Raw genomic sequence first — 26020 nt, forward strand, 5'->3', positions numbered from 1 at the left:
ATCAGCCCAAGGGCGGATCAATCTTCGCGATAGCGACGCAGTTTCAGCTGCTTACCGGCAACACGAGTGTCCTTCAGTTTGGTCAGCAGTTTCTCAAGACCATCTTCCGGCAACTCGACCAGGCTGAAGCTGTCACGCACCTGGATACGACCGATCGCTTCACGCGCCAGGCCACCCTCATTGAGGATAGCGCCCAGCAGGTTCTTGGCCGCGATACCATCACGCGCACCCAGCGCGGTACGGCAACGAGCACGGCCTTCGGCCAATGGGATCGGCGCACGACGCTCACGATCACCACGGTCCGGACGATCACCGGAACGCTCTGGACGATCACCGCGCGGAGCGTTGTTCGGCACCAGTGGACGTTCTTTCTCGATCGCAGCCAGGGTCAGTGCCTGACCGTTGGTTGCTTTGCGCAGCAGCGCAGCAGCCAGTGCACGCGGGGTGCAACCGATGTCGGCAGTCAGGCGGTCCAGCAGATCACCGTGAGTCGATTCGGCATCAGCCACCAGCGGCGACAGGCTGTTGGTCAGTTTCTTGATGCGCGCATCGAGAACAGCTTGAGCGTCCGGCAGGCGAACTTCAGCGACTTTCTGACCGGTTACACGCTCGATCACTTGCAGCATGCGGCGCTCACGTGGAGTCACCAGCAGCAGTGCACGACCTTCGCGACCGGCACGGCCAGTACGGCCGATACGGTGAACGTAGGATTCCGGATCGTACGGCATATCAACGTTGAACACGTGAGTGATGCGCGGAACGTCCAGACCACGAGCAGCAACGTCGGTCGCCACAACGATGTCCAGACGGCCATCCTTGAGGGAGTCGATCACGCGCTCGCGCTGGTTCTGGGCAATGTCACCGTTCAGCGCAGCGGCTTTGTAGCCTTTGGCTTCCAGGGCACTGGCCAGGTCCAGGGTCGCTTGCTTGGTGCGCACGAACATGATCAGGGCGTCGAAATCTTCAACTTCCAGCAGGCTCAATACAGCCGAGGTCTTCTGGTCAGCGTGAACCAACAGGTGAGCCTGTTCGATCGCGGTAACGGTCTGAGTCTTGGTCTGGATCTTCACGTGTTGCGGATCGCGCAGATGGCGCTCGGCAATGGCACGGATCGACTGCGGCAGGGTCGCCGAGAACAATACGGTCTGACGGGTTGCTGGCAGAGCCTTGAAGATAACTTCCAGGTCGTCCATGAAGCCCAGCTTGAGCATTTCGTCAGCTTCGTCGAGAACCAGGTGGTTCACGGTCGCCAATACTTTTTCGTCACGACGCAGGTGGTCGCACAGACGGCCCGGAGTGGCGACAACGATCTGTGCGCCATTACGGATTGCTTTCAGTTGTGGGCCCATAGGCGCGCCGCCGTAAACGGCCACAACGGTAACGCCCGGCATTTGCTTGGCGTAGGTTTCAAAAGCGGTTGCTACTTGCAGCGCCAACTCACGGGTTGGCGCCAGGATCAGGGCTTGCGGTTCGCGCTTAGCAGGATCGATGCGATGCAGGATCGGCAGGGCGAACGCAGCGGTTTTACCCGTACCGGTTTGCGCCTGACCAATCATGTCGTGACCGGCCATAATGATCGGGATCGATTGCTGCTGAATAGCCGAAGGCTCTTCGTAGCCAGTCGCAATGACGGCTGCAAGAATATTCGGATTAAGATTAAAAGCGGCGAAGCCGCCGGTTTCCTGGGTCATGGGTCTGCCTCTAAGTGCATCCGCAAAGACCCATGCTCCAAAGCTGCGCATGCCGTGTAAGACTCAAGAGTCGCCCTGGCTGCTTTGTCGGCGGGGATTTGCGAAAACGAATGAATGAAAAGAATCGTCTAGGAAGAGCCCGCTGTGCGGACGTGCAGCCGAAGCTGACTTCGGGGAATTGCGCTACCTGAACGCGGCCTGGCTAAAGACCGGCGCGCACTATACCGGAATTCGCCAAAAAAGGGAGCTTTTTTTATCGGAAAACACCTGTGTACACAGGAGCGTCACAGGTTTTGCGGATAATCGTGCGGCCGTCTATTTTTCAAAAGCCCGGCCCTGTTGGTCATCAGGCTTAAACGGTTCACCTTTCAGGCGCCGACCTTCGGTCCGAGACTTCCTTTGCCCACGAGGAAATGCCCCATGAATCAGCCAGATTCCAGCCGAGTCAGCCGCGAACGGCGCGGACATGTCCTGTTGATTGGCCTGGACCGGGTGGCCAAGCGCAACGCTTTCGACCTTGACCTGCTCAATCAACTGAGCCTGGCGTATGGCGAATTCGAAGCCGACAGCGAGGCCCGTGTGGCCGTGGTATTCGGCCATGGTGAGCATTTCACCGCCGGGCTGGACCTGTTGAACGTAAGTGACGCATTGGCCGAGGGCTGGCAAGCCCCGATTGGCGGTTGCGACCCGTGGGGTGTCTTTGCCGGCCCCAGGGTGAGTAAACCGGTGATTGTCGCGGCTCAGGGCTATTGCCTGACCATCGGCATCGAACTGATGCTCGCCGCCGACATCAACCTGTGCGCCAGCAACACCCGCTTCGCCCAGATGGAAGTCCAGCGCGGGATCTTTCCGTTCGGCGGCGCCACCCTGCGTCTGCATCAGATTGCCGGTTGGGGCAATGCCATGCGCTGGTTGCTGACCGGTGATGAGTTCGACGCCCATGAAGCGTTACGCCTGGGGCTGGTGCAGGAAGTCATGGCCAGTGAAGACCTGTTGCCGCGAGCAATCGAACTGGCCGAGCGCATTGCCCAACAGGCGCCGCTGGGGGTTCAGGCGACGTTGCAGTCCGCTCGCCAGGCGCGGCTTGAAGGTGAAACAGTGGCAGCGCAAGAGCTGCCGCCGCTGGTGAAGAAATTGCTGGCCAGTGAAGATGCCAAGGAAGGCGTGCGGTCGATGATCGAGAAACGCCCCGGAATCTTTAAAGGCTGCTGACCGCTGTGCTTTTGTGGCGAGGGAGCTTGCTCCCGCTGGGCTGCGCAGCAACCCCAAAATCCAGGCAATCCATGCAGATTTTGTGAGTGCTTAGCACTCAAGCGGGAGCAAGCGCCCTCGCCACAGAAGCCCGCCAGACTTTATGTCGCCGGGCGAATCGCCTTGATCAGCGCTTGCAACGAGTAACCCAATCGCGGCGCCAACGCTTCGGCTCGCGCAGTCAATGCCTGCATGTCCAGTTCCTGATCGAGCTCGGAAGGCACGATCAGAATCACGTTGCCCTCCTTCACCGGCAGCTCCCAGTAATGCCGGTGGTAAAGACCGCGCAACAACGCTGCCCCCAGCGGCTTGCCATCATCGGTCGCCCACTGGTTGATCACCAGCCAGCCACCCGGATTCAGGCGCTTCTGACAGTTTTCCAGGAAACCCCAAGCCAGATGCCCTACACCCGGCCCCACATCAGTATAGAGGTCGACAAAGATCAGGTCCGCCGGTTCGGCTGTCTCCAGCAACTCCAGGGCATCGCCGACGCGGATGTACAAACGCGGATCGTCGTCCAGCCCCAGGTACTCGATGGCCAGGCGCGGAACGTCCGGGCGCAGCTCAATGGCTTCGACGTCTTCCAGCGGCAGGAACTTGAGGCACGCCTGGGTCAGGGTGCCGGCACCCAGCCCGAGGAACAGCGCACTTTCAGGCTGCTCATGGCACAGCGCGCCAATCAGCATGGCCCGGGTGTAGTCGTACTCCAGCCAGCTCGGGTCGGCGGTGAACACGCAACTTTGCTCGATGGCGTCGCCAAATTCGAGAAAGCGGTAATCCGCCACTTCAAACACCCGAATCATGCCGAATTCATCGTGCACCTCGGCGAGCAGATGCTCGACGCGCTCCTCAGTCATTTCGTCTCCTGGTCGTTGTCGGGCCGATCCCCGGCAACGCAATCATTCGTGGCGCTCAGTGCGGCAAAGGCGCGATTGTCCGCGAAGCGACGGGAACAGGTCACGCATTAATTACTGCTAACATGCCTATCCGACCGTTAAACACTAGAGTCCATGATGAACCAACCCTGGAGCCCTGACAGCTGGCGCGCCCTGCCGATCCAGCAACAACCCCACTACCCTGACGCGGCGCATCTGCACGCTGTCGAGCAAAGCCTGGCCAGTTATCCGCCGCTGGTATTTGCCGGTGAAGCCCGGGAGTTGCGTCGTCAGTTTGCCGAGGTGACTCAGGGCCGGGCATTTTTGCTTCAGGGCGGCGATTGCGCGGAAAGCTTCGCCGAGTTCTCGGCAGCGAAAATCCGTGACACCTTCAAGGTGCTGCTGCAAATGGCAATCGTGATGACCTTCGCCGCTGCTTGCCCGGTGGTCAAAGTCGGGCGCATGGCCGGGCAATTCGCCAAGCCGCGCTCGTCCAATGACGAAACCATCAACGGCGTGACGCTGCCGGCCTACCGTGGCGACATCGTCAACGGCATCGGCTTCGACGAAAAGAGCCGCGTACCGGACCCGGAACGCCTGCTCCAGTCCTACCACCAGTCCACCGCCACCCTGAACCTGTTGCGCGCCTTTGCCCAGGGCGGCTTTGCCGACCTGCACCAAGTGCACAAGTGGAACCTGGACTTCATCGCCAACTCGGCCCTGGCCGAGAAGTACAGCCACCTGGCCAACCGTATCGATGAAACCCTGGCGTTCATGCGTGCCTGCGGCATGGACAGTTCGCCGCAATTGCGCGAAACCACATTCTTTACCGCCCACGAAGCGCTGCTGCTCAATTACGAAGAAGCCTTCGTGCGCCGCGACAGCCTGACCAACGATTACTACGATTGCTCGGCCCACATGCTGTGGATCGGCGACCGAACCCGTCAACTGGACGGGGCTCACGTCGAGTTCCTGCGCGGGGTGAACAACCCGATCGGGGTCAAGGTCGGCCCGACCATGAACCCCGACGACCTGATCCGCCTGATCGACGTGCTCAACCCGGACAACGACCCGGGCCGCCTGAACCTGATCGCGCGCATGGGCGCCAACAAGGTCGGCGACCATTTGCCGCAACTGATCCGCGCCGTGGAGCGCGAAGGCAAGAAGGTGCTCTGGAGTTCCGACCCGATGCACGGCAACACCATCAAGGCCAGCAGCGGCTACAAGACCCGCGACTTTGCGCAGATCCTCGGCGAGGTAAAGCAGTTCTTCCAGGTCCACGAAGCCGAAGGCACGTATGCCGGTGGTATTCACATCGAGATGACCGGGCAGAACGTCACTGAATGCATTGGCGGCGCACGACCGATTACCGAAGACGGCTTGTCGGATCGTTATCACACGCACTGCGACCCACGGATGAATGCCGATCAGTCGCTGGAACTGGCGTTTTTGATTGCTGAAACCCTGAAGCAGGTTCGGCGCTGAGTCATTAAATCTTTGATTGACTGACACACCGCCATCGCGAGCTTGCTCGCGATGGCGTCAGATCAGGCACCGCCAATCTGCGTCAATGCCACCCGCAACCGCGCCGCACTGGCCCTTGGGCAATTGAGCTGAATCTGTTCCAGCCCCAGCCAATCTGCCATCTGCCGCAAATTCACTGCCAAGGCCATCATTCCCGCCTCATCCAGCCCCGGCTCTTCTTCATGCACTGCATGCACCGCCAACCTTCCCAGCGCCCGCTCTGCCCGCAGATCAACACGCGCGGCAATTCGCTCGTGGTGCAAAAATGGCAACACGTAATAGCCGTACACCCGCTTGTCGGGCGGCGTGTAGATTTCCAGTCGATAGCGAAAGTCGAACAACCGCTCGGTCCGACTGCGCTCCCAGATCAATGAATCAAACGGTGACAGCAACGCGCTGGCCTCGACCTTGCGCGGCACTTTGGGGTTTGGCAGGCAGTACGCAGGCGATTTCCAGCCCTGCACCTCGCACGTCAGCAACTGGCCATTTTCCACCAGCCCGGCCAGTCCGTTGCGGCACTCCGCCAGGCTCAAACGAAAGTAGTCGCGCAAATCCTTTTCGGTAGCAACGCCCAGCGCACCCGCCGTATGCAACAGTAAACCGCGTTGCGCCTCAGCCTCGTCGAGCAGCGGTTGCTGGAGAATCGATTCGGGAATCACCCGCTCCGGCAAGTCATACAGACGCTCGAAACCGCGCCGCCCCGCCACTGTCACTTCACCCGCGGCGAATAACCATTCCAGCGCATGCTTTTCCGCGCTCCAGTCCCACCAGGGGCCGGCACGCTCCTGGCGGGTCGATAAACTGCCAGCGCCCAGCGCACCTAGCTCCTCGACCGAAGACAATACGCGACGGATCGTGTCCGGCTGCTCACGACCGAAGCGTGCCAACTGCTGATAAATCCCGTCGCCCTGCGCCGCTCGCTGCATGCGCCAGCGCATCAACGGGTACATCGACAACGGTAACAGCGACGCCTCATGCCCCCAATATTCGAACAACGTGCGCTGCCGGCCCTGGCTCCAGGCGGCCTGATCGAGCAAACCGGCGGAGTAGTGACCGAGGCGAGAGAACAACGGCAAATAGTGCGAGCGCACCAGAGCGTTGACCGAATCGATTTGCAGAATGCCCAGGCGTTCAATCAAGCGGTTGAGCTGAGCGGGCTTGATCATCGCTGGCGGCTGGCGCCCGGAAAAACCCTGGGCCGCCAGCGCCAGACGCCGAGCCTGTTTGAGGGATAAGGACAGTTGTGCGGGCATGAGCTTCTCCTTGTCTGCTCGCAAACTACCTCAGTGTGAAGCGTCTTGTGTAGCGGCTCGGTACTCATTTGTGCATCGGGTCATCCCAGAAGGGGCGCACGACTTCATGCTCGACATCGGCACGGCTCAGTCCCATGTCCTTCAGGGCTTCGTCGCTCAGACTGGCCAGCAGCTCACGCTCACGATGAACCTCGTACCAGCCGCTGATTTTCTCCCACCCGTGACGCAGTGAGAAACCGCGAAACAAAAACCGGGGCGCCAGTGCATAACCTTTTTGACCTTTCATCGTCTTGCCCTCCGTTGTGGATGGCTCAAGTCTCACGCGGGGACTAAGATCAATCCAACGAATGTTTCTTATGCAATACATCTCGGAGATTGATGAATTGAGCAGCTACCCGAGTATCGATACCGAAGTGCTGCGTACCTTCGTCGCTATCGCGGACCAGGGCGGGTTTACCCGTGCAGGCGAACTGGTGAACCGCACTCAGTCGGCGGTGAGCATGCAGATGAAACGCCTGGAAGAAGACGTGCTGCAACGCCAGCTGTTTCAGCGAGACGGTCGCCAGGTTCGGCTGACCGCCGAGGGCCAGGTGCTGCTCGGTTATGCCCGGCGAATTCTGAAACTGCACAGCGAGGTGTTCAACACCCTGCGCGAGCCACACATGGTCGGCATCGTGCGCATCGGCACACCGGATGATTACGTGATGCGCTTCCTGCCGGGCATCCTCTCGCGCTTCGCTCAGGCGTACCCGTTGATCCAGATCGAGGTTCATTGCGAGCCATCAAAGCAACTGCTACTGCGCCGCGACCTGGACCTGTCCATCGTCACCCGGGAACCCGGCAGCGAAGTCGGCCAGTTGCTGCGCAAAGAGCGTTTTGTCTGGGCTCAGGCTCAGTGCTTCAATCCAATTGAACAATCGCCGATCCCCCTGGCGATGTTCAACGGCGATTGCTTCTGCCGGATCTGGGCCTGCAACGCACTGGACGCCTTGGGCCGCGACTACCGCATTGCCTACAACAGTTCGAGTTTGTCGGCACTGATGGCCGTGGTCAGCGCCGGGTTGGCCGTCACCGCACAGCTGGAAAGCCTGATCCCTGCGGACATGCGCATTCTGGGCGAAGCCGAGGGCCTGCCCGTGCTGCCCGAAGCCAGCATCATGCTGGTGCGTAACGTGAACGCCCCGTCGCCGATCACCGAGTGTCTGGCCGAGCACATCGTCGACGGCTTCAAACTTTAAAGGCGAGCATCACTGCGCAAAGCACCAGAAAACCACAGAACAAACCGCGCAGCAGGCGTTCCGGCAGGGCGTGGGCAATCTTCACGCCCCAGCTGATACTCAGCAGCCCACCCAGTGCCAGGGGCAGTGCGATGCCCCAGCTCACTTGCTGGTGCGCCGCGTAAGTCACCAGGGTGACGCCCGTACTCGGCAGCGCCAGCGCCAGCGACAAGCCTTGAGCGACCACCTGCGTGGTGCCGAACAAACTGGTCAGCACCGGCGTCGCAACCACCGCGCCGCCCACACCAAACAGCCCGCCCATGGCGCCCGATGCCGCGCCGAGCACACCCAGCCACGGCCAGGAATAACGCATCTGCGCCGAAGCCGGTGCACTGGCCATGAACATCCGCACCAGGTTGTAGGCCGACAAGGCGATCAAAAATGCCACGAAGCCGATGCGCATCACCCGTGCATCAATGCCCACCGCCCAGATCGAACCGATCCACGCAAAACAGAACCCCATCGAAGCCAGCGGCAAGGCGTGTCGCAGTTCAATGCGGTTGCGCTGGTGATAACGCCACAGCGCCAGCATCACGTTCGGCACCACCATCACCAATGCAGTGCCTTGGGCGATTTGCTGATCCAGACCGAACAACACGCCGAGCACCGGAATCGCGATCAAGCCGCCGCCAATCCCGAACAACCCACCGACCGTGCCCAACGCAGCGCCCAGCGCCAGATACATGACTAACTCAATCACAGACATTTCCTCATCAGCCAAGCCCCGCATCCTACGCAGTCGACACTGGCGGGGAAACGCACAGCACCGCACAATGGCTGTGCGCCTTTCGCATAAGCAGACACTCATGAACCCAGACGTACTCACTGATCAGTTGGGGCTGTTCCTCGATGTCCTGGAAACCGGTAGCTTCTCGGCGACCTCCCGCCGTCATCCGCTGACGCCTTCGGCCGTTGCCCGGCGCATCGACAGCCTGGAAGGCGCTGTCGGCAGCCAGTTGTTTATCCGCAGCACTCACGCAGTGCGCGCCACGCCGGCCGGCCTGGCATTTGCCGAACGGGCGCGGCGCATCGTTGCCGAGTTGCGCCTGGCCCGTGCCGAAGCCGTGTCCCTGAGCAGCGCCCCGGAAGGGCTGATTCGCATCGACGCCCCGGCCGCGTTCGGCCGGCGACATCTGGCGCCGGTGATTGCCGACTTTCTGGTGGCCTATCCAGGGTTGGACGTGCAATTGCACCTGATCGACAGTTTTGTCGACATGCAGGGGTCGAACCTGGGCAAGGTCGACCTGGTACTGCGCGCCGGGCAAATGGCCGACACCCGGCTGGTGGCCACGCCGCTGGCCAGCATGGTGCGCATTGCGTGTGCCAGCCCCGCCTACCTCAAGCGCCGAGGGGTGCCGAGCCAACCGAGCGAACTGAACCATCATGACGGCCTCGACTGGGATGGCCTGGCCCCGCCCTTCGCCTGGCGTTTCGAGCTGGACGGCCAGATGCAGTTGCATCGCCCCCAACGGATCCGCCTCAGCGCCAACAATGCCGAAGCCTTGCTCTACGGCGCCCTCGCCGGCCTGGGCATCGCCCACCTGCCGACCTGGCTGTGCAGCGAATACCTGCTGCGCGGCGAGTTGTTGCCCTTGTTTTGCGACAACGGCCTGCCCAAACCGGAAACCACCGGCATCTACGCCCTGCGCCTCGAACAACAGATCAACTCGCGCAGCCGTTTGCTGCTGGAGTACCTCAAGAGCCGCTTCAGCCCGATACCGCCCTGGGACCTGGCGCTGCAAAGCGACCTGGCTCGGCAATAACCGAAAATTATCTGGCGCATTAAACACTCGCCCGCTAGGGTCTGTACGAAAAGTCGCCGAGTGGCGATCAGGCAAGGCAAAAACAGGCGAGGAAGCGGAGTTTACGGGTTGTAAATGAGCATTCCGAGCCTGTTTTTAACGCAGCATGATCGACACGCAGGCAGTTTTCGTACAGAACCTAGATTCATGACGATCACCGTTCAAGGCCTGAATATGACCACCCAAAGCACTCCCCCGGACACCTGCGACCACCTGCTGCTGGACAACCAGGTGTGCTTTGCCCTGCACTCCACCTCGCTGCTGATGACCAAGGTCTATAAACCGCTATTGCAAGCGCTGGGCCTGACGTATCCGCAGTACCTGGCGATGATGGTGCTGTGGGAGCGGGACGGGTTGACCGTCGGTGAAATCAGCACGCGCCTGCTGACTGATCCCGGTTCTCTGACGCCGCTGCTCAAACGCCTGGAAGCCGAAGGCCTGTTGAGTCGCACCCGTAGCCGTGAAGACGAACGCGTGGTCATCGTCGAACTCACCGAACAGGGCCGCGCCCTGCGTGACCAGGCCCGTGACATTCCGCAGTGCATCCTCGGCGCCAGCGGCCAAACCCTGGAGCAACTGCAAAAGCTGCAAGCCGATCTGCTGGTGTTGCGCAGCCACCTGCAAGACAGCCTCTAATCGCCCCCCTCAGAAATCCCCCGTGGGAGCTTGCTCCCACATTTTCTATGTGTGCCCTGATCCTGTTTGCTTGTCAGTTCCACCGCCTCGAAAAATCTGTTGCCATTACCCCCCACTGCAACAGCTCTAGATCAGTACTTGCAGCCACATGTGTTCACCAGACAGCCGGCCTTTCGCCAATTTTTTCAAAATTTATCTTGCGCGCAATATATTACGAGACTACATTTATTTCGCACTTACTTAGCGCGCAAACTTTTAGCGCAAAAATAAACCGCGAATGAGGCTCACACCATGCAAACTCTCTATACCGCTGTTGCAACCGCCACCGGTGGCCGCGATGGCCGCGCCGTTTCCAGTGACAACATCCTCGACGTCAAACTCGCTACCCCCAAAGAACTGGGCGGTGCGGGCGGCGCTGCGACCAATCCCGAGCAATTGTTCGCAGCCGGTTATTCGGCCTGCTTCATCGGCGCACTGAAATTCGTCGCCAGCCAGACCAAACGCAAAATCCCGGATGACGCCGCGATCACTGCCCATGTCGGCATCGGTCAGGTTCCTGGCGGCTTTGGTCTGGACATCGACCTGCACGTCAGCTTGCCAGGCCTGGAACAGGACGACGCACAAACCCTGGTCGACGCCGCGCACCAGGTCTGCCCGTACTCCAACGCCACACGCGGCAACGTGGACGTTCGCCTGCACGTCACCGTCTGAGTGCCCGCACTTTCCAGACGCGCATAAAAAAGCCCGACTCAAAGGTCGGGCTTTCTCTTTCCTGCAAAAACTGCGCTTATTTAGCACGGCCTTTGTAAGAGCCGCCTTCGCGGGTATCGATCTCGATCATGTCGCCGATTTCGATGAAGTCAGCAACCGACAGCTCGGTACCGTTCTTCAGTTTGGCAGGCTTCATCACCTTGCCGGAAGTGTCACCGCGAGCGGAACCTTCGGTGTAGTCAACCTGACGCACAATGGTGGTCGGCAGTTCTACGGAAACCAGACGCTCTTCGAAGAAGATCGCTTCGCACACATCGGTCATGCCTTCTTCAACGAAAGGCAGAACAGACTCGATGTCCTCAGCGTTCAGCTCGTACATGGTGTAGTCAGTGGTGTCCATGAACGTGTAGGTGTCGCCGCTGATGAAGGACAGGGTCGCTTCTTTGCGGTCGAGGATTACGTCGTCCAGTTTGTCGTCGGCGCTGTAAACGATCTCGGTCTTGTAACCGGTCAGCAGGTTTTTCAGCTTGGTCTTCATGATCGCGCTGTTACGACCGGACTTGGTGAATTCAGCTTTCTGAACCAGCCAAGGGTCGTTTTCGAGACGGATCACCGTACCGGGTTTCAGTTCTTTACCAGTTTTCATTGCGAATATCCGAATTTGGATGGGATTTACAAAAATCTAGGCCGCGTATCATATCCAATTTAGGTAAAACTGCACCAGCGCTGCGGCAAGATCCGCCTGCAAGGCTTGTTCCAGACACCATGCCTGGGCGTGTTTTTGCAGTTCCGGCCAATGTTCCTGCGCCTCCAGCCAGTGTTCGGCCATGTCGCCGCCGGTATTCCACGCTCGCCACAGACCGCACAACGCCTCGCTGGCCGCAGCTGAAAGCCCTTGGGTGTAGAGCACGAGAAAGGCGTCGAGCTTCTCCAGATGGACGTCATCGTCCTGCTGATAAATATGCCACAGCAAGGGGCGAGCGGCCCATTGCGCCCGGACGAACGAGTCTTCGCCGCGTACCGCGTTGAAATCGCAGCACCACAACAAGCGGTCGTACTGGTCTTGCCGGACGAACGGCAGCACTTGCACGGTCAGGCTGTTACGCACATGCACGGTGCCGACGGTCAAGGGTTCGGACCCGAGCCAGGCCTGGACATCACCCAACACCCTGCCCTCCGGCACCAACAAATGCGTGGGTCGCGCTTCTGCGGCCAGCACCTCCAGCCAACTGGCCAGCCCGGCATTCTCGTAGGCAAACAGCGAGATCAGCCGCGCGCCCGCTACCGGAGCAACCCCCAACCCTTGCAGGAACGCCTGTTGCTGCGCAGGGCTCTGCTGAAACGCCTTACGCTGTTCCAGCAATCCGCCCTCACGCAACAAGCCGCCGGTACCGGCCTGAAAGCCTGGGAAGAAAAAGTACTTCTGGACCTGTTTGTACTTCACCGAGGGCAGGCCATGACAGCCGACGATCCAGTCTTCGGCGCTCAGGTAGTCAAGGTTCAGCCACAGCGGAACGCATGGGCGTTCGGCCATCGCCTCCATATAGGCGGCGGGCAATTGGCAGGCGAACGCCGCAATCACCACATCGGCCGCAGGCGTCGGCTGCCAGTCGGCCGGCCATTGACGTACTTCAACGCCCTGCTGCCATTGCTGGCTGGCCGCGATGTCGATTTCAGGGCACAGACGTTCGAACGCCCGCAAATCGTCGACCCACAACCGAACCCCATACGAGTGCTCGGCCACCAATTGGCGGGCCAGGCGCCACGTCACGCCGATGTCGCCATAGTTGTCGACAACCGTGCAGAAAATATCCCAGGTGACTTTCATTCCGGGCTCCATGAGACAAAGGCTGCAATTGTCCGCATAAATCGTTGCGTGCAGAAGGGCCGACGCCGATTAATCTTCATGCGACAATCGCCGCTTGCCCACATTCCAGCAGGATGCCGCCATGCCGTACCGCTCGACTCCACGCCGCCCGTTGCGTATCAACGTCAATGCCGTCCAGTTGACTGTCAGCATTGCCTTGGGTTTGTGGTTGGGATTCCTGGCCATCGCCCTGACCTGCTGGCTGGCTGCCCGCTTTGTGTTCGCCCCGCAACTGGCGCCCGTAGCCGAAGCCGTTCAGCAGTTGGCCAAGCCCCCGGTCGTGGAGCCCGTCGTGCCCAACCCGATGTTCGAGCAGTACCAGGAAAACCTGCGCAAGAACGAGCAGCAGCAAACCCTCGATCAGGCTCGTAGCAACCCGCGCAATCTGTCCAACGCCAAGTGCCAGTTCTGGCTGCAACAGGACCAGACCGCCCCCAGCGAAAAATCCCGCGCCAACGTCCTGCAATTTTGCGATTGATCATGAACAAGCACAGCGTCCACCAACTGATTCTCGAAAAACTCCAGGCCGATCTGGAGGTCGCTCAGCGAGCGGCCCAAACCGCTTACGAAACCGCGACCCACGAAGAAAACATCGCCGAAAACAAGTACGACACCCTGGGCCTCGAGGCCTCGTACCTGGCGGCCGGCCAGGCCAAACGCGTGGAGGAAATCAGGCAAGCGCTGGCGCTGTGCCAGAACCTCAGCCTGCGACCTTACGACGAGCAACAGGGAATTCAGGTCGGCACGCTGCTGGGCCTGGAAGACGATGAAGGTCGTCAGCAGTGGCTGTTTCTAGGGCCGGATGCGGCCGGGCTGAAGGTGTATCTGGTGGGGCAACTGATTACCGTCATCACCCCTCGCTCTCCGCTGGGCAAAAGCCTGCTGGGCAAGTTCGAGGGGGACGAGGTAGAGATTGTCGTGGCAGGCACCCGGCAACAGTTCGCTGTCACCGAGGTGGTTTAGTGAACCGGTAGTTCAACGCCGTCGAACAGTTCTTCCAGCTCTTGCTTGTTGTGGCACTGGATGGCTTTGGCCATGACTTCGCGAGTCAGGTGCGGCGCAAACTTCTCAATGAAGTCGCACATGAAGCCACGCAGGAAAGTGCCGCGACGGAAACCGATCTTGGTCACGCTGGACTCGAACAATTCACTGGCGTCGAGCACCACCAGGTCGTTATCGAGCTTGGTGTCCACCGCCATTTTCGCCACGATGCCCACGCCCAGGCCCAAGCGCACGTAGGTCTTGATGACGTCGGCGTCGGCCGCGGTGAACACCACTTTCGGGGTCAGGCCACGGTGGCTGAACGCTTCGTCGAGTTTTGAACGCCCGGTAAAACCGAACACGTATGTCACGATCGGGTATTCCGCGAGCGCTTCAAGGGTCAGCTTCGGCAGCTTGGTCAGTGGGTGACCTTGAGGCACGACCACGCAGCGGTTCCAGCGATAGCACGGCATCATCACCAGGTCGCCAAACAGTTCCAGCGCTTCGGTGGCGATGGCGAAATCCACGGTGCCGTCAGCGGCCATTTCGGCGATCTGCATCGGCGAGCCTTGGTGCATGTGCAAGGCAACGTCCGGGTATTGCTTGATGAAGCTGCTGATCACCGGCGGCAATGCATAACGTGCCTGGGTGTGCGTGGTGGCAATCGACAGGGTGCCTTTTTTCTCGTTGGAGAATTCCTGTGCGATTTGCTTGATGCTTTCAACCTTGCGCAGAATCTCGCCCGCGGTGGTGATGATGCGCTCACCGGCCGGGGTAACACGGGTCAGGTGCTTGCCGCTGCGCGCAAAAACCTCGACCCCCAACTCGTCTTCCAGCAGACGGATCTGTTTGCTGATGCCCGGCTGCGAGGTGTACAGGCTTTGGGCTGTAGCCGAAACGTTGAGGTCGTGGTGCGCCACTTCCCAGATGTAGCGCAATTGTTGAAGCTTCATATGAATCCCTCAAAGCAGATAGACGCCACGGGCATCAGCGACGGTATATAACTATATTAATGGTTTGAATAATAAATCTAGAACTTTTTTGTCAAAAGGCCAGTATTCATGCATCAACTGTCTCCGTAACGCCGACGCTGCACCAACGGGACCAGATAGACCGGTACCTGGGCCAATTGCAGCACCCGCGACGCGGTACGCCCCAACGGGGTTTCCCCACCCACCCCATGGCTGTGACTTCCTACGATCAACAAATCCACCGAGAGTTTCTGCGCCTGCTCGAGAATCACTTGCGAGGGATCGCCCTGGAACACCCTCACCGACTGAATCAGCGCCAGGTCCTGCTGCCCCTCCCCCAACTCTTCACGAAAACTGTCGAGCACCCGCTGCTCGATATTGGCCATCACGGTGTTCAACCCCTCACTGTGAAACTCGCTCAAGGCTTGTTCGTCGAGGTAGCTTTGCAGCACCGACTCGGCAAACAAGCCCATGGGTTCGACGGCATGCACCACATACAAGTCGGCTTTGAACGTTCGCGCCAATGCCAAGGCATGCTGCATCACATAAGGCGCGTACAGGCCGAGGTCAGTGGCGTACAACATCGAACGAATCATGTGACCTCCTCGGGTGCCAAGATGGCGGAGATTGATTCAGCTTAGCAGTGCCGTGACGAGTTCGGCGTCCCGCGCCACGGGGCTTAAACCTTCAGTTCATTGCTGATGCCATGGGGGACGTGGCCGGTCGCGACCACCTCGCGAGCGAGCTCGCAGTGCCCGGTCTGGTCGTCGAAAAACACGTCGGCCGCGAAAGCTTCGAGGAACGCCGACTTCTGCAGACCACCGAGAAAAAGAGACTCGTCCAGACGAATATCCCACTTGCGCAATGTGCGAATGACCCGCTCATGTGCCGGCGCCGAACGGGCCGTCACCAGGGCCGTGCGGATGGGACAGGCATCCTCGGGGAACTCGCGTTGCAACAAATTGAGGGCTTCCAGAAAGCCCCTGAACGGTCCGCCGCGCAACGGCTCACGGGCCGACTCACGTTCACTGGCCTGAAAAGCCTCAAGGCCTCCCGACTGATAAATGCGCTCCGACTCATCGGAGAACAGCACCGCGTCACCGTCGAAGGCAATGCGCAACTCTTCGCTGGCCGCACGGCTCGCGCCCCCCGACAAAATGGTCGCGGCCGCAAACCCTGCGTCCAGTGCACTGCGCACATCGTCGGCGTGAGTGGAGAGAAACAGGTCACAATCGAAGGCTTTCAGATACGGATACGGACTGCGCCCACCCACAAACGCCGCCCGGGAAATAGCCAGCCCATAATGGTGAATCGAGTTGAAAACCCGCAGGCCGGTGTCGGCGCTGTTGCGCGAAACCAGCACCACTTCAACCCTCGCTCGCCCGAGGCTGGCATTCAGGTTCAGGAGTTTTTGCACCAAGGGAAACGCGTCACCCGGCGCAAGAACCTCGTCCTCGTGTTCGATCTGATACTGCCGATAGGCTTCGACACCGCTCGCCAGATACACCTTGTGGCTCTCGCTCAAATCAAACAGCGCCCGCGACGAAATCGCCAGCACCAGTTTGTCGGTCAACGCCTTTGCCATTTCATACTCCCTCGACAGATCGACTCAGGCGTTGCGCCGATCAATAAAGCTCAACGCCTGATACAAAGCTTCAATTTTTGGTAACTCGCAACCGTGGGTCTTGGCCGCAGCCAGGGGACGGGCGTAGATCGCCGTCAGTTCCAGCGGCCGTTTGTGCACGAAGTCGTGGTACATGCTCGGCCAGTAATCGGGCATGCGTTCGGTCATCTTGAACAGGTGCTCGGCGTACCCGACGGGTAACTCATAACCACAGGCCTGAGCGCCCTGCACCACTTCAGCCATCAACGCCTGAATCAACGCGCGGCTGTCGGTATCTGCCATCAACGGCGTGGTACTCGCACCGAGCAACACCGACAACCCGTTGTAGGGAACATTCCAGACCAGTTTTTGCCAGCGCGCCTGCTGCAGGTTGGCCATGGCCTGGGACTCCAGACCAGCGGTGCGAAACAACTGCGCGCCTTCTTCGACAATTGCCTGACGTGCCGACTCATCATGCTGGGCCGGGCCACTGTGATAACCGACGTTCACCGCCCCCAATGCCTGGTGCTCGATCACGCCGGGACCGGCGCGATGCACACAGATAAAACACAAGCCACCCAGCAGGTGCAGCGAGTCGGGGAGCAAGGCGCGCAGGCTGTCTTCGACATCCAGGCCGTTTTGCAGCACCAGCACTTTGGCGCCCCGGGCCGCTGTCTGAATGATGGCCGGTGCCAGTTCGGCATTGCTGGTGGTTTTGGCGCCCACCAGCAGCCAATCGCAGGGCGGCATGTCCTGGGCCGACGCGTACGCCTGCACCGGGTTCAGGTTCAACGAGCCGTGCACGGCACTCTCGAGTTTCAGGCCGCGCTCGGCGACCGCAGAAAACTCGCTGCGCAACAGAAAGTGCACATCGAATCCGGCACGCGCCAACATCACACCGTAAAAGCCGCCGATGGCCCCGGTGCCGATCATGCCAATGGTGGGTCTGGAAACAACGGCATCGTTCATGGCAACTCCTCTGCGGGTCGGGCAAGCGCTTGCGCGACGGCTTCATTAAGTCGGGATTGAGTCAGGCGTGTTTGCAGGGCGCCATAAAATTCGCCGTCGCGCACCACGAACAGTGCCGGCAAGTGGAACACGTCATAACGCGCAACCACGCCACCGTTGTGCCCGGCATCGATCCAGCACAAACGGTCGACTGCCAGGTCCAGCCCCGGCAAGTGCTGGTGCGCCCAACGGCAACTGGCGCAACCGTCACCCGTGAAGATCACCAGTGACACACCGCTCATCGCCAACAACCGTTGATCGGCGTCGAAATCGGTCAGTTGCATTTCGGCCACTATACTGGGGGAAACAATGTCGATTGACCGACACCCGGAGTCCGCATTCATGGGACGCTTTCTTCCTCATCCTGACGATGTGCCCGTCGAGTTAACGCTGCTCAAGCATCAATGTATTTCTCGACAACGGCTGCACACTATCAGCCTCGGCGGCGTGGCATGCAATTACCACCGCGCCTGGCGAAGGGGAACGGCACTGGAAGTGCGCATGCCGACCCTCAGTGAAACGGTGTGTTATCTGGGCTATGTGGCCTGGTGCCTGCGACGAAAGCACAGCTATCTGGTCGGCATCGCGTTCATCGATGAGCAAACCCTGTTCAGTGCCCGGATGGGCGAGCAGGTCTGCCAGATCGAACGTTACTGCCGCCTGCACGAGCCCCAGGCTGAACAGCAAGATGCCCAGGTCCTGGCCCTCGAATGGGTCCAGCAGCACGCCGACGAATTCTCCCACGACACAGTCAGCAAGGCTTTTACGCAGCCCATGCTGGATTAAACCCGCGCCTGCCCATTGTCGAGCAACAGGGTAACGCGCTAAGGTTCTGCTCCCCGACGCGCTTAAAATCTGCTGTGCTCCGCCGCGCGGGGATCGCTGGCGGCCGGCACCCGTGACCTGACGAGTAACACGATGGCTGATTTACCGATCAATGACCTAAACGTCGCCTCCAACGAAACCCTGATCACTCCCGATCAGCTCAAGCGTGATATTCCCCTGAGCGATGCCGCCCTGCGCACCGTGACCAAGGGTCGCGAAGTGATTCGCAATATTCTGGACGGCACCGACCACCGCCTGTTCGTCGTTATCGGGCCCTGCTCGATCCACGACATCAAGGCCGCACACGAATATGCCGAGCGCCTCAAGGTCCTCGCCGCTGAAGTGTCCGACACCTTGTACCTGGTCATGCGGGTGTATTTCGAGAAGCCGCGTACCACCGTCGGCTGGAAAGGCCTGATCAACGACCCGTACCTGGACGACTCCTTCAAGATCCAGGACGGTCTGCACATCGGTCGTCAGTTGCTGCTGGACCTGGCGGAAATGGGCCTGCCAACCGCCACCGAAGCGCTGGACCCGATCTCCCCGCAATACTTGCAGGACCTGATCAGCTGGTCGGCCATTGGCGCACGCACCACCGAATCCCAGACCCACCGTGAAATGGCTTCGGGCCTGTCCTCGGCCGTCGGCTTCAAGAACGGCACCGACGGTGGCCTGACGGTTGCCATCAACGCCCTGCAATCGGTTTCCAGCCCTCACCGTTTTCTGGGCATCAACCAGGAAGGTGGCGTCTCGATCGTCACCACCAAGGGCAACGCTTACGGTCACGTGGTGCTGCGCGGTGGCAACGGCAAGCCGAACTACGATTCGGTCAGCGTCGCGCTCTGCGAGCAAGCGCTGAACAAGGCGAAGATCAAGCCCAACATCATGGTCGATTGCAGCCACGCCAACTCCAACAAGGACCCGGCACTGCAACCGCTGGTGATGGAGAACGTTGCCAACCAGATCCTCGAAGGCAATCAGTCGATCATCGGCCTGATGGTCGAAAGTCATCTGAACTGGGGCTGCCAGGCCATCCCCAAAGACCTCGCCGAGCTGCAATACGGCGTATCGATCACGGATGCCTGCATCGACTGGTCGGCGACTGAAAATACCTTGCGCAGCATGCATGCCAAGCTCAAGGATGTGCTGCCTAAACGTGATCGCACCTGATCGCATTCAGCGCACACAAAAACGCCGGGCTTAGCCCGGCGTTTTACTGTGTTCGGTAACCCTGATCAGAGCTTTGCGGCGTGGCGCTGATGGCGCTCCATGTAACGCTCCACGTAGGAACATGAAGGGATGACGGTGTACCCCATCTGCTCCGCGTACTCGAGCGCCTGCTCGGTCAACGCAGCGGCAATGCCTCGACCACGCAACGCGTTGGGCACGAACGTGCGATAGATGTCCAGGGTTTGCTTACCCAGGTCCATATAGGTCAGGTAGGCACGATGACCGTCCACATTGGTCTCGAACTGATGACCAGCCTGGTCATGGTGGATGGACAACGCCTCGCTCATCACTACTCCTCGCGGGTCTTGAATTGACCCCTACCTTACCGATGTTTTTCCGGCGAAGGAACCTCTACGCCACCCCGTGCCTGACTGGACACCGAGAAGAGCCGCACTGATCTCGCGTAACCCGAGCACGTATCAAATAGTAGGCGCCATTGGCGCAAATGCTCAAGACGCGCTCGTCATGCCGATGCAGCCCGGGGTCACACGGAGGTGGCCCGACCGAACTTTCCCCTCGGTCGATAGCCTGAACATTGCCGGATGTTGAGACTTAAGACGAGCGCCCTTTGTTAAAGTCACCTCTGCTTCGACAAAGATACGTGAAGCGCTACGCAGAATCTGAACAAAAGTGTAGACGAATCAATATAGATCGACTTCAGGCACTATCAGCAACTAGCCTCGGGTATCCGGCAGCGCACTCAGAACGGGGTTCACAACTGAATATTTTTTAGACAGCACACTGAAAAGTTGCCCGGAAAAGATTCAACGCCTACAATTTTTTTTGCATCTTGCGCTACGTCAGTTTACTTACTACAAGTAATGGGTAGTATGTACGCCGGCTATTTCCTCACTCTGAAGAGATAGCCATTAATAGAAAGTCCTTGAAGGGGAACACGATGAACAACGTTCTGAAATTCTCTGCTCTGGCCTTGGCCGCAGTTCTGGCTACCGGTTGCAGCAGCGCCTCCAAAGAAACCGAAGCTCGTCTGACTGCAACTGAAGACGCAGCAGCTCGCTCCCAAGCTCGTGCAGACGAAGCGTACCGTAAAGCTGATGAAGCTCTGGCTGCTGCTCAAAAAGCACAGCAGACTGCTGACGAAGCTAACGAGCGTGCTCTGCGCATGCTGGAAAAAGCTAGCCGCAAGTAATAGTCCTTCGGGATTGTTATCAAGCCGATCCATTACTTGGGTCGGCTTTTTTTTGCCCGGCGTTTCTGTCGGTCAAAAAAAACCGCCGGGGCATGACTGCCTCGGCGGTATTTTTTGAGCGGTGACTACTGCAGTTCTACGGGTGCCGCCGAAACCACTGGCGCCGTACCCGGCACGGCGATTTCTACCGGCAGGCCATCTTCTGCGGCGACCACATCGCGCACCACATCCCAGTTCATGCGCAAGTTGCTGGTGATGTCTTCGCGCTTGAGCATGGCGTTGATGACAGCAGTGTGTTTGTCGACCACCGACGGGTTGCCCTTGTCGTCCAGCGGCGTATGCGCCTCAAGGTAAACCTTGCCACCGCTGACGCCGAATTTGTACGGGTCGTTAAGGATGCGCACCGACGTGCCCACCGGCACCATGCCCGCCATTTCCAGCACGTTGTTGTTGAACATACGGAAGCAGCCATGGCTGGTGCGCATGCCGATGCCAAATTTTTTGTTCGAACCGTGTATCAGGTAACCCGGCGTCCCCAGGGTGAACTTGAACGGCCCCAGGGGATTGTCCGGGCCTGCCGGCACAACGTTCGGCAGCGGATCGCCATCGGCGGCGTGCTCGGCCTTGATCGAAGCCGGAGGCGTCCACGTCGGGTTCGGGGTTTTGGCGACGATGCTGGTGTGCGCAATGGGCGACCCCCAGCCCTCACGACCGATACCCAGCGGGAAGGTGTACACCACGCTCCGGCCTTTTGGGTAGTAATACAAACGATACTCGGCCAGGTTGATCACGATGCCTTCGCGCGGGCCCGGCGGCAGAATGAAGCGGGTCGGCAACACCACTTCAGTGCCAGCACCCGGCAGCCACGGATCGACACCGGGGTTGGCCGCGACCATTTCCAGATAGCCCAGATCGTAAGTGGTGCCCAGGTCAGCGAAGGTGTCTTCGTACTTGGCTTTGATCACTTGCACCTGACCGACAATGTCTTCGCCTGGTGGCGGTAGAGGCAACTCCAGTGCGGCAACGGGACCTGCCACGCACAAGGCAGCAAGAGACAGGCAGCGGGTGACGGCAGGAAAACGCGGCAACATCCGGAAAATCCTTCGCATGATTAACGGGTAAAAAACGCGATTGTACACCGCCGCCTGCGGAATCGGGGAGGCAGCAGATGGACGCGCGCGCCCGCTGTCAAAGCTCGAAGCGCAGTTCCGGCCAGATCGGCGAGGTGCCGCGCTTTTGCGATTCAAGGATCGCACGACACAGCGAACACAGGCGTTGGTCCTGGAAGATCGTCCGGTCGACACTCGACCAGCGCGGCTGAGCCGGCAGCAAGGTGCCACACAACGTACGGTCGGCCGAACCGCCGAGCTCCAGTTGACGCGTCACCAGATGCACCCGGACTTCCTGGCAGGCGAACAGATCCAGCTGCTCGTCAGGCTCGATCAGTTGATAGGCAAACAGGGACCAGGCAGAACGCGGCATCGGGGGCTCCAAATCGGGGGGGCGCCACCTTAGCCGAAAGACTGCCACTAGAAAAGCGTCAAAGCAGCGGTTTTAGTGTCGGCCAGACATTTTCCAGCAACTGGCCCTGAGCGGCAGCGGTCGGGTGCAGCCCGTCGGCCTGCATCAACTCGGGATGGCCGCCAATACCCTCAAGAAAAAACGGCACCAGCGGCACGTTTTTCTGCTCGGCCAGAGTGCTGTAAACCTCGGCAAATGCCTTGGTGTAACGAACCCCGTAGTTGGGCGGCAACTGCATGCCCAGCAACAGCACCTTCGCCCCACTGGCGCGGGAGTTGTCGATCATCGATGCAAGATTTTGTTGCAATTGCGTTGGCAACTGACCGCGCAACCCGTCGTTGCCTCCCAGCTCAAGGATAACCAGCGCTGGCTTATGCTCCACAAGCAGCGCCGGCAGCCGCGCCTGACCGCCTGCGCTGGTGTCGCCGCTGATGGACGCGTTGACCACCTGATCGGTGAATCCCTCGTGCTTGAGCCGTTGCTCAAGCAACGATACCCACCCCAAGCGGGTATCCAGCCCGAAACCCGCGCTGATACTATCGCCAACGATCAGGACTGTACCCGCCGCTGCGCTCTGGGCCATACACATCAAGGCCAGGCCAGCACTCAAAAACCACACACGCATCGGACTCTCCATGGGCGCAAGCATTCTCACTGCGCGGAACCTTAGCAAAGTGGTTCCCAGCGCGGAAGGTGAACTGACCATCCTGCACCAACTCAGCCTGGAACTGAACAAGGGCGACAGCCTGGCCATTATTGGCGCTTCCGGTTCCGGCAAATCCACCTTGCTGGGCCTGTTGGCCGGTCTCGACCTGCCGAGCAGCGGCGAAGTCGTCCTCGCGGGCCAGGCCCTGAGCACACTGGATGAAGACCAGCGGGCGCGCATCCGCGCCGAGCATGTCGGCTTTGTCTTTCAGTCTTTCCAATTGCTGGACAGCCTCAATGCACTGGAAAACGTCATGCTGCCGCTGGAACTCGATGGCCGCAAAGACGCCCGCGAACGTGCCACTGAATTGCTGCGCCGCGTCGGCCTGGGCCAACGCCTGAGCCACTCACCGCGCCAGCTCTCTGGCGGTGAACAACAGCGGGTCGCAATTGCCCGGGCCTTTGCCGCCGAACCCGATGTGCTGTTTGCCGACGAACCCACCGGCAACCTCGACACCCATACCGGCGAGCACATCAGCGACCTGCTGTTCGAACTCAATCAGGAAAGCGGCACGACCCTGGTGCTGGTCACTCACGACGAACGCCTGGCACATCGCTGCCGGCGCCTGATCCGCCTTGAAGCCGGCCTGTTGGTCGCCCCCCTGGAGCCTTGATGGCACGGTTGCCGCTGTTGCGTCTGTTCAGTCTTGCCCTGCGTCAATTGCTGCGCGATGCCCGCGCCGGTGAGTTGCGGGTGTTGTTCTTCGCCTTGCTGGTGGCGGTGGCGGCAAGCACCGCCATCGGCTACTTCGGTGCCCGCCTCAATGGCGCCATGCTGTTGCGCGCCACCGAGTTTCTCGGCGCCGACCTGCAACTCGAAGGCAGCTCACCCGCACGCCCGGAGCAGATCAGAAGCGGCACCGAACTGGGGCTTGAACATGCCCAGGTCGTCGAATTCTCCAGCGTCATTGCCACCGACAACGGTATCCAGTTGTCGAGCATCAAGGCCGCTGACGAGGTGTATCCACTGCGCGGCGAATTGAAAAGCGCCGCCGCACCCTTTGCGCCAGAAGTATCCGGCGGCGGCCCCCAGCCCGGCGAAGCCTGGGCCGAGGCGCGTCTGCTGACGGCGCTGAACCTGAAGATCGGCGACAGCATCGACGTCGGCATGAAAACCTTGCGACTGGCACGGGTGCTGACCTATGAACCGGATCGCGCCGGCAACTTCTACAGCCTCACACCCCGGGTACTGATCAACCTGTCAGACCTTTCAGCGACAGGCGTCGTGCAGCCCGGCAGCCGGGTCAGCTACCGCGAACTGTGGCGCGGCGCAGCCCCTGCGCTGGAAACCTATCGCGAGCTGATCAAGCCGGGCCTCGCGGCCAACCAGCGACTGCAAGACTCGCGCGACGGCAACCGACAGATCGGTGGCGCACTGGGCAAGGCCGAGCGCTACCTGAACATGGCCAGCCTGGTCGCCGTGCTGTTGAGCGGCGTGGCAGTGGCACTCTCGGCCAACCGCTTTGCAACGCGACGCTTCGACGCCAGCGCCCTGTTGCGCTGCCTGGGTTTGTCCCGACGGGAAACCATGCTGCTGTTCAGTCTGCAACTTGCCGCGCTGGGCCTGATGGCGAGTTTAAGCGGCGCCCTTCTCGGCTGGCTGGCGCAGCTTGGATTGTTTGCCCTGCTGCACGACCTGCTGCCGACTGCGGTGCCACCCGGTGGCCTGCTGCCTGCCATCGCCGGGATCGGCACCGGGCTGGTCGCACTGGCAGGTTTCGCCCTGCCGCCGCTGGCTGCTCTGGGGCGGGTTCCGCCCCTGCGCGTGCTGCGTCGTGACATGCTGCCCATCCCGTCCAGCAGTTGGCTGATCTATGGCGCCGCGTTGGCCGCACTCGGGCTGATCATGTGGCGCTTGAGCCTGGACCTGGTGCTGACCTTCGCCCTGCTCGGCGGCGGTGTGATTGCCGCCGTGGTCCTTGGCGGCCTGTTGCTGCTGGCGCTGCAAAGCCTGCGTCGCTTATTGGCACGCGCCTCGTTGCCATGGCGCCTGGGCCTGGGCCAACTGTTGCGCCACCCGCTGGCTGCGGCGGGCCAGTCCCTGGCGTTCGGGTTGATTCTGCTGTCGATGGCCCTGATCGCCCTGCTGCGCGGCGAGTTGCTCGACACCTGGAAAAACCAGTTACCGAAAGATGCACCCAATTACTTCGCGCTCAACATCCTGCCAGCCGACAAACAAGCCTTCACTGATCACCTGATCAGCCTCTCCGCCCAATCGGCGCCCTTGTACCCGGTCGTACCGGGACGGCTGGTCAGCATCAATGGCGAACCGGTGCAAGGTATCGTCAGCAAGGACTCCAGCGGTGATCGCGCGGTTCAGCGCGACTTGAGCCTGACCTGGGCCGCCGACTTGCCGTCCGGCAATACACTCACGGCGGGTGCCTGGTGGACGCAGCAGCCAAGCGGCGACATTCCAGGGGTTTCGGTTGAAGCCAAGGTTGCGCAAAGCCTGAAACTCAAGCTCGGCGATCACTTGGTCTTCACTGTCGGCGGTGCCAACCGTGAAGCACGAGTCACCAGCCTGCGGGACATCAACTGGGATAACTTCCAGCCAAACTTCTTCATGATTTTCCAGCCCGGCACCCTCAAGGACCTGCCGGCGACGTACCTGACCAGCTTCTATCTGGCGGCCGGTCACGATCAGCAGATTGTCGAGTTGTCCCGGGCATTCCCGGCAGTGACCATCCTGCAGATCGACGCCTTGCTGGAGCAACTGCGCAGCATCCTCGCCCAGGTCACCCTGGCCGTGGAGTATGTGTTGTTGTTTGTTTTGGCCGCCGGCATGGCGGTGTTGTTTTCCGGCTTGCAGGCCACCCTGGACGAGCGGATTCGCCAAGGGGCATTGCTGCGGGCCCTGGGCGCGGAACGGCGATTGCTGGTGAAGGCACGAAGGATCGAATTCGGTTTGCTGGGTGCTGTCAGCGGCCTCCTCGCGGCCCTCGGGACGGAGCTGATCAGCCTGGTGCTTTACCGCTACGCATTCGACCTGACCTGGCACCCACATCCGTGGCTGCTGGTGCTGCCGGTCATCGGTGCGCTGCTGATTGGTGGCGCCGGTGTGTTCGGCACTCGCCGGGCGCTGAATGCCAGCCCACTGACAGTGTTGCGCGAGGGTTGATAGACTCACATTCTCTCAACC

29 protein-coding genes are annotated in these 26020 nt (G+C 60.3%); 13 read left to right on the forward strand and 16 right to left on the reverse strand.

Annotated features, from left to right (window positions below):
• Positions 1-17: 17 nt before the first annotated feature.
• Positions 18-1691 carry a DEAD/DEAH box helicase gene (locus AC1Z1G_RS18260; RefSeq protein ID WP_483621527.1) on the reverse strand — a complete coding sequence of 558 codons (1674 nt, stop codon included), beginning with the start codon at positions 1689-1691 and terminating at the stop codon, positions 18-20.
• Between the two features lie 420 nt (positions 1692-2111).
• On the opposite strand from AC1Z1G_RS18260, the gene AC1Z1G_RS18265 reads away from it, so the two are divergent.
• Positions 2112-2903 carry a crotonase/enoyl-CoA hydratase family protein gene (locus tag AC1Z1G_RS18265; RefSeq protein WP_483621529.1) on the forward strand — a complete coding sequence of 264 codons (792 nt, stop codon included), beginning with the start codon at positions 2112-2114 and terminating at the stop codon, positions 2901-2903.
• A 140-nt stretch (positions 2904-3043) separates the two neighbouring features.
• Here the strand turns inward: AC1Z1G_RS18265 and AC1Z1G_RS18270 are convergent, their stop codons facing one another.
• The gene (locus tag AC1Z1G_RS18270; protein ID WP_483621531.1) at positions 3044-3799 is read right to left on the reverse strand and encodes a spermidine synthase; all 756 of its coding nucleotides are present in this window, start codon (positions 3797-3799) and stop codon (positions 3044-3046) included.
• A gap of 156 nt (positions 3800-3955) precedes the next feature.
• Between AC1Z1G_RS18270 and AC1Z1G_RS18275 the strand changes: the two genes are divergently transcribed.
• On the forward strand, positions 3956-5302 hold the full coding sequence (locus tag AC1Z1G_RS18275; RefSeq protein WP_483621532.1) for a class II 3-deoxy-7-phosphoheptulonate synthase: 1347 nt from the start codon (positions 3956-3958) through the stop codon (positions 5300-5302).
• Between the two features lie 62 nt (positions 5303-5364).
• Here AC1Z1G_RS18275 and AC1Z1G_RS18280 read toward each other — a convergent pair whose 3' ends face one another.
• On the reverse strand, positions 5365-6594 hold the full coding sequence (locus AC1Z1G_RS18280; RefSeq protein ID WP_483621534.1) for a winged helix-turn-helix domain-containing protein: 1230 nt from the start codon (positions 6592-6594) through the stop codon (positions 5365-5367).
• A 64-nt stretch (positions 6595-6658) separates the two neighbouring features.
• A complete protein-coding gene (locus tag AC1Z1G_RS18285) occupies positions 6659-6880 on the reverse strand; it encodes a DUF1127 domain-containing protein (RefSeq protein WP_483621536.1) in 222 nt (73 codons plus the stop codon).
• Between the two features lie 97 nt (positions 6881-6977).
• Here AC1Z1G_RS18285 and AC1Z1G_RS18290 point away from each other — a divergent pair, with 97 nt between their 5' ends.
• Complete coding sequence (locus AC1Z1G_RS18290) at positions 6978-7832, forward strand: LysR family transcriptional regulator (protein ID WP_483627907.1); 855 nt, start codon at positions 6978-6980, stop codon at positions 7830-7832.
• Here AC1Z1G_RS18290 and AC1Z1G_RS18295 read toward each other — a convergent pair.
• Positions 7822-8571: a sulfite exporter TauE/SafE family protein gene (locus tag AC1Z1G_RS18295; protein WP_483621538.1), complete on the reverse strand. Its 750-nt coding sequence runs from the start codon at positions 8569-8571 to the stop codon at positions 7822-7824. The genes AC1Z1G_RS18290 and AC1Z1G_RS18295 overlap by 11 nt on opposite strands.
• A 106-nt stretch (positions 8572-8677) precedes the next feature.
• Between AC1Z1G_RS18295 and AC1Z1G_RS18300 the strand changes: the two genes are divergently transcribed.
• The 3 genes from AC1Z1G_RS18300 to AC1Z1G_RS18310 all read left to right on the forward strand — a co-directional run bounded on the left by AC1Z1G_RS18300 (position 8678) and on the right by AC1Z1G_RS18310 (position 11020).
• On the forward strand, positions 8678-9634 hold the full coding sequence (locus AC1Z1G_RS18300) for a LysR family transcriptional regulator (RefSeq protein WP_483621539.1): 957 nt from the start codon (positions 8678-8680) through the stop codon (positions 9632-9634).
• Positions 9635-9820: 186 nt separating this feature from the next.
• Positions 9821-10309, forward strand: a complete 489-nt coding sequence (locus tag AC1Z1G_RS18305; RefSeq protein ID WP_483621540.1) for a MarR family winged helix-turn-helix transcriptional regulator — start codon at positions 9821-9823, stop codon at positions 10307-10309.
• A 291-nt stretch (positions 10310-10600) separates the two neighbouring features.
• Positions 10601-11020, forward strand: coding sequence for an organic hydroperoxide resistance protein (locus AC1Z1G_RS18310; RefSeq protein WP_483621542.1), 420 nt, complete (start codon positions 10601-10603; stop codon positions 11018-11020).
• A gap of 76 nt (positions 11021-11096) precedes the next feature.
• Here the strand turns inward: AC1Z1G_RS18310 and AC1Z1G_RS18315 are convergent, their stop codons facing one another.
• Positions 11097-11666, reverse strand: a complete 570-nt coding sequence (locus AC1Z1G_RS18315; RefSeq protein ID WP_160388943.1) for an elongation factor P — start codon at positions 11664-11666, stop codon at positions 11097-11099.
• Between the two features lie 48 nt (positions 11667-11714).
• Positions 11715-12848: an elongation factor P maturation arginine rhamnosyltransferase EarP gene (earP, locus tag AC1Z1G_RS18320; RefSeq protein WP_483621543.1), complete on the reverse strand. Its 1134-nt coding sequence runs from the start codon at positions 12846-12848 to the stop codon at positions 11715-11717.
• Positions 12849-12969: 121 nt separating this feature from the next.
• On the opposite strand from earP, the gene AC1Z1G_RS18325 reads away from it, so the two are divergent.
• Complete coding sequence (locus AC1Z1G_RS18325; protein WP_483621544.1) at positions 12970-13365, forward strand: hypothetical protein; 396 nt, start codon at positions 12970-12972, stop codon at positions 13363-13365.
• Positions 13366-13367: 2 nt separating this feature from the next.
• Positions 13368-13850 carry a GreA/GreB family elongation factor gene (locus AC1Z1G_RS18330; protein WP_483621545.1) on the forward strand — a complete coding sequence of 161 codons (483 nt, stop codon included), beginning with the start codon at positions 13368-13370 and terminating at the stop codon, positions 13848-13850.
• On the opposite strand, the gene cysB is transcribed toward AC1Z1G_RS18330, so the two are convergent.
• The 5 genes from cysB to AC1Z1G_RS18355 form a co-directional block, all read right to left on the reverse strand.
• Positions 13847-14821, reverse strand: a complete 975-nt coding sequence (gene cysB / locus AC1Z1G_RS18335; RefSeq protein WP_123342067.1) for an HTH-type transcriptional regulator CysB — start codon at positions 14819-14821, stop codon at positions 13847-13849. The genes AC1Z1G_RS18330 and cysB overlap by 4 nt on opposite strands.
• A gap of 113 nt (positions 14822-14934) precedes the next feature.
• Positions 14935-15435, reverse strand: a complete 501-nt coding sequence (locus tag AC1Z1G_RS18340; RefSeq protein ID WP_483621547.1) for a universal stress protein — start codon at positions 15433-15435, stop codon at positions 14935-14937.
• An 83-nt stretch (positions 15436-15518) separates the two neighbouring features.
• Positions 15519-16424, reverse strand: coding sequence for a 5'-nucleotidase (locus AC1Z1G_RS18345; protein WP_483621549.1), 906 nt, complete (start codon positions 16422-16424; stop codon positions 15519-15521).
• A 24-nt stretch (positions 16425-16448) separates the two neighbouring features.
• Entirely contained in the window at positions 16449-17411 is a 963-nt protein-coding gene (locus AC1Z1G_RS18350) for a putative 2-dehydropantoate 2-reductase (protein ID WP_483621551.1), read from the reverse strand.
• Entirely contained in the window at positions 17408-17794 is a 387-nt protein-coding gene (locus AC1Z1G_RS18355) for a thioredoxin family protein (protein WP_483621553.1), read from the reverse strand. Before AC1Z1G_RS18355 ends, AC1Z1G_RS18350 begins: the two co-directional genes overlap by 4 nt.
• Between AC1Z1G_RS18355 and AC1Z1G_RS18360 the strand changes: the two genes are divergently transcribed.
• Both AC1Z1G_RS18360 and AC1Z1G_RS18365 read left to right on the forward strand, forming a co-directional pair.
• Complete coding sequence (locus AC1Z1G_RS18360) at positions 17793-18236, forward strand: PilZ domain-containing protein (RefSeq protein WP_483621555.1); 444 nt, start codon at positions 17793-17795, stop codon at positions 18234-18236. The genes AC1Z1G_RS18355 and AC1Z1G_RS18360 overlap by 2 nt on opposite strands.
• Before the next feature lie 132 nt (positions 18237-18368).
• Positions 18369-19445, forward strand: a complete 1077-nt coding sequence (locus tag AC1Z1G_RS18365; RefSeq protein ID WP_483621557.1) for a 3-deoxy-7-phosphoheptulonate synthase — start codon at positions 18369-18371, stop codon at positions 19443-19445.
• 65 nt (positions 19446-19510) lie between these two features.
• On the opposite strand, the gene AC1Z1G_RS18370 is transcribed toward AC1Z1G_RS18365, so the two are convergent.
• Positions 19511-19792, reverse strand: coding sequence for a GNAT family N-acetyltransferase (locus tag AC1Z1G_RS18370; protein ID WP_093422070.1), 282 nt, complete (start codon positions 19790-19792; stop codon positions 19511-19513).
• A 611-nt stretch (positions 19793-20403) separates the two neighbouring features.
• Between AC1Z1G_RS18370 and oprI the strand changes: the two genes are divergently transcribed.
• Positions 20404-20655 carry an outer membrane lipoprotei OprI gene (gene oprI / locus AC1Z1G_RS18375; protein WP_003183784.1) on the forward strand — a complete coding sequence of 84 codons (252 nt, stop codon included), beginning with the start codon at positions 20404-20406 and terminating at the stop codon, positions 20653-20655.
• A 125-nt stretch (positions 20656-20780) separates the two neighbouring features.
• Here oprI and AC1Z1G_RS18380 read toward each other — a convergent pair whose 3' ends face one another.
• The 3 genes from AC1Z1G_RS18380 to AC1Z1G_RS18390 all read right to left on the reverse strand — a co-directional run bounded on the left by AC1Z1G_RS18380 (position 20781) and on the right by AC1Z1G_RS18390 (position 22801).
• The gene (locus AC1Z1G_RS18380; protein ID WP_483621559.1) at positions 20781-21746 is read right to left on the reverse strand and encodes a L,D-transpeptidase family protein; all 966 of its coding nucleotides are present in this window, start codon (positions 21744-21746) and stop codon (positions 20781-20783) included.
• Between the two features lie 97 nt (positions 21747-21843).
• Entirely contained in the window at positions 21844-22137 is a 294-nt protein-coding gene (locus tag AC1Z1G_RS18385; RefSeq protein WP_347901311.1) for a hypothetical protein, read from the reverse strand.
• A gap of 58 nt (positions 22138-22195) precedes the next feature.
• Entirely contained in the window at positions 22196-22801 is a 606-nt protein-coding gene (locus tag AC1Z1G_RS18390; RefSeq protein WP_483621561.1) for an arylesterase, read from the reverse strand.
• Positions 22802-22811: 10 nt separating this feature from the next.
• Between AC1Z1G_RS18390 and AC1Z1G_RS18395 the strand changes: the two genes are divergently transcribed.
• A complete protein-coding gene (locus AC1Z1G_RS18395) occupies positions 22812-23495 on the forward strand; it encodes an ABC transporter ATP-binding protein (RefSeq protein WP_483621563.1) in 684 nt (227 codons plus the stop codon).
• Complete coding sequence (locus tag AC1Z1G_RS18400; RefSeq protein WP_483621565.1) at positions 23495-25999, forward strand: ABC transporter permease; 2505 nt, start codon at positions 23495-23497, stop codon at positions 25997-25999. The genes AC1Z1G_RS18395 and AC1Z1G_RS18400 overlap by 1 nt, the downstream gene beginning before the upstream one ends.
• Positions 26000-26020: the final 21 nt, after the last annotated feature.

The organism is Pseudomonas sp. JL27(2026), from assembly GCF_056933555.1.

Bases quoted from the DNA above. Each gene is read 5' to 3' on its own strand.
- AC1Z1G_RS18325 (WP_483621544.1), top strand. From the start codon at position 12,970: ATGCCGTACCGCTCGACTCCACGCCGCCCGTTGCGTATCAACGTCAAT.
- AC1Z1G_RS18280 (WP_483621534.1), bottom strand. From the start codon at position 6,594: ATGCCCGCACAACTGTCCTTATCCCTCAAACAGGCTCGGCGTCTGGCG.
- AC1Z1G_RS18305 (WP_483621540.1), top strand. From the start codon at position 9,821: ATGACGATCACCGTTCAAGGCCTGAATATGACCACCCAAAGCACTCCC.
- AC1Z1G_RS18400 (WP_483621565.1), top strand. From the start codon at position 23,495: ATGGCACGGTTGCCGCTGTTGCGTCTGTTCAGTCTTGCCCTGCGTCAA.
- AC1Z1G_RS18380 (WP_483621559.1), bottom strand. From the start codon at position 21,746: ATGTTGCCGCGTTTTCCTGCCGTCACCCGCTGCCTGTCTCTTGCTGCC.
- AC1Z1G_RS18270 (WP_483621531.1), bottom strand. From the start codon at position 3,799: ATGACTGAGGAGCGCGTCGAGCATCTGCTCGCCGAGGTGCACGATGAA.
- AC1Z1G_RS18355 (WP_483621553.1), bottom strand. From the start codon at position 17,794: ATGAATGCGGACTCCGGGTGTCGGTCAATCGACATTGTTTCCCCCAGT.
- AC1Z1G_RS18350 (WP_483621551.1), bottom strand. From the start codon at position 17,411: ATGAACGATGCCGTTGTTTCCAGACCCACCATTGGCATGATCGGCACC.
- AC1Z1G_RS18275 (WP_483621532.1), top strand. From the start codon at position 3,956: ATGAACCAACCCTGGAGCCCTGACAGCTGGCGCGCCCTGCCGATCCAG.
- AC1Z1G_RS18395 (WP_483621563.1), top strand. From the start codon at position 22,812: ATGGGCGCAAGCATTCTCACTGCGCGGAACCTTAGCAAAGTGGTTCCC.
- AC1Z1G_RS18260 (WP_483621527.1), bottom strand. From the start codon at position 1,691: ATGACCCAGGAAACCGGCGGCTTCGCCGCTTTTAATCTTAATCCGAAT.
- AC1Z1G_RS18285 (WP_483621536.1), bottom strand. From the start codon at position 6,880: ATGAAAGGTCAAAAAGGTTATGCACTGGCGCCCCGGTTTTTGTTTCGC.
- AC1Z1G_RS18300 (WP_483621539.1), top strand. From the start codon at position 8,678: ATGAACCCAGACGTACTCACTGATCAGTTGGGGCTGTTCCTCGATGTC.
- AC1Z1G_RS18265 (WP_483621529.1), top strand. From the start codon at position 2,112: ATGAATCAGCCAGATTCCAGCCGAGTCAGCCGCGAACGGCGCGGACAT.
- AC1Z1G_RS18370 (WP_093422070.1), bottom strand. From the start codon at position 19,792: ATGAGCGAGGCGTTGTCCATCCACCATGACCAGGCTGGTCATCAGTTC.
- AC1Z1G_RS18315 (WP_160388943.1), bottom strand. From the start codon at position 11,666: ATGAAAACTGGTAAAGAACTGAAACCCGGTACGGTGATCCGTCTCGAA.
- earP (WP_483621543.1), bottom strand. From the start codon at position 12,848: ATGAAAGTCACCTGGGATATTTTCTGCACGGTTGTCGACAACTATGGC.
- AC1Z1G_RS18390 (WP_483621561.1), bottom strand. From the start codon at position 22,801: ATGCGTGTGTGGTTTTTGAGTGCTGGCCTGGCCTTGATGTGTATGGCC.
- AC1Z1G_RS18310 (WP_483621542.1), top strand. From the start codon at position 10,601: ATGCAAACTCTCTATACCGCTGTTGCAACCGCCACCGGTGGCCGCGAT.
- AC1Z1G_RS18345 (WP_483621549.1), bottom strand. From the start codon at position 16,424: ATGGCAAAGGCGTTGACCGACAAACTGGTGCTGGCGATTTCGTCGCGG.
- cysB (WP_123342067.1), bottom strand. From the start codon at position 14,821: ATGAAGCTTCAACAATTGCGCTACATCTGGGAAGTGGCGCACCACGAC.
- AC1Z1G_RS18385 (WP_347901311.1), bottom strand. From the start codon at position 22,137: ATGCCGCGTTCTGCCTGGTCCCTGTTTGCCTATCAACTGATCGAGCCT.
- AC1Z1G_RS18340 (WP_483621547.1), bottom strand. From the start codon at position 15,435: ATGATTCGTTCGATGTTGTACGCCACTGACCTCGGCCTGTACGCGCCT.
- AC1Z1G_RS18365 (WP_483621557.1), top strand. From the start codon at position 18,369: ATGGCTGATTTACCGATCAATGACCTAAACGTCGCCTCCAACGAAACC.
- AC1Z1G_RS18360 (WP_483621555.1), top strand. From the start codon at position 17,793: ATGGGACGCTTTCTTCCTCATCCTGACGATGTGCCCGTCGAGTTAACG.
- AC1Z1G_RS18330 (WP_483621545.1), top strand. From the start codon at position 13,368: ATGAACAAGCACAGCGTCCACCAACTGATTCTCGAAAAACTCCAGGCC.
- oprI (WP_003183784.1), top strand. From the start codon at position 20,404: ATGAACAACGTTCTGAAATTCTCTGCTCTGGCCTTGGCCGCAGTTCTG.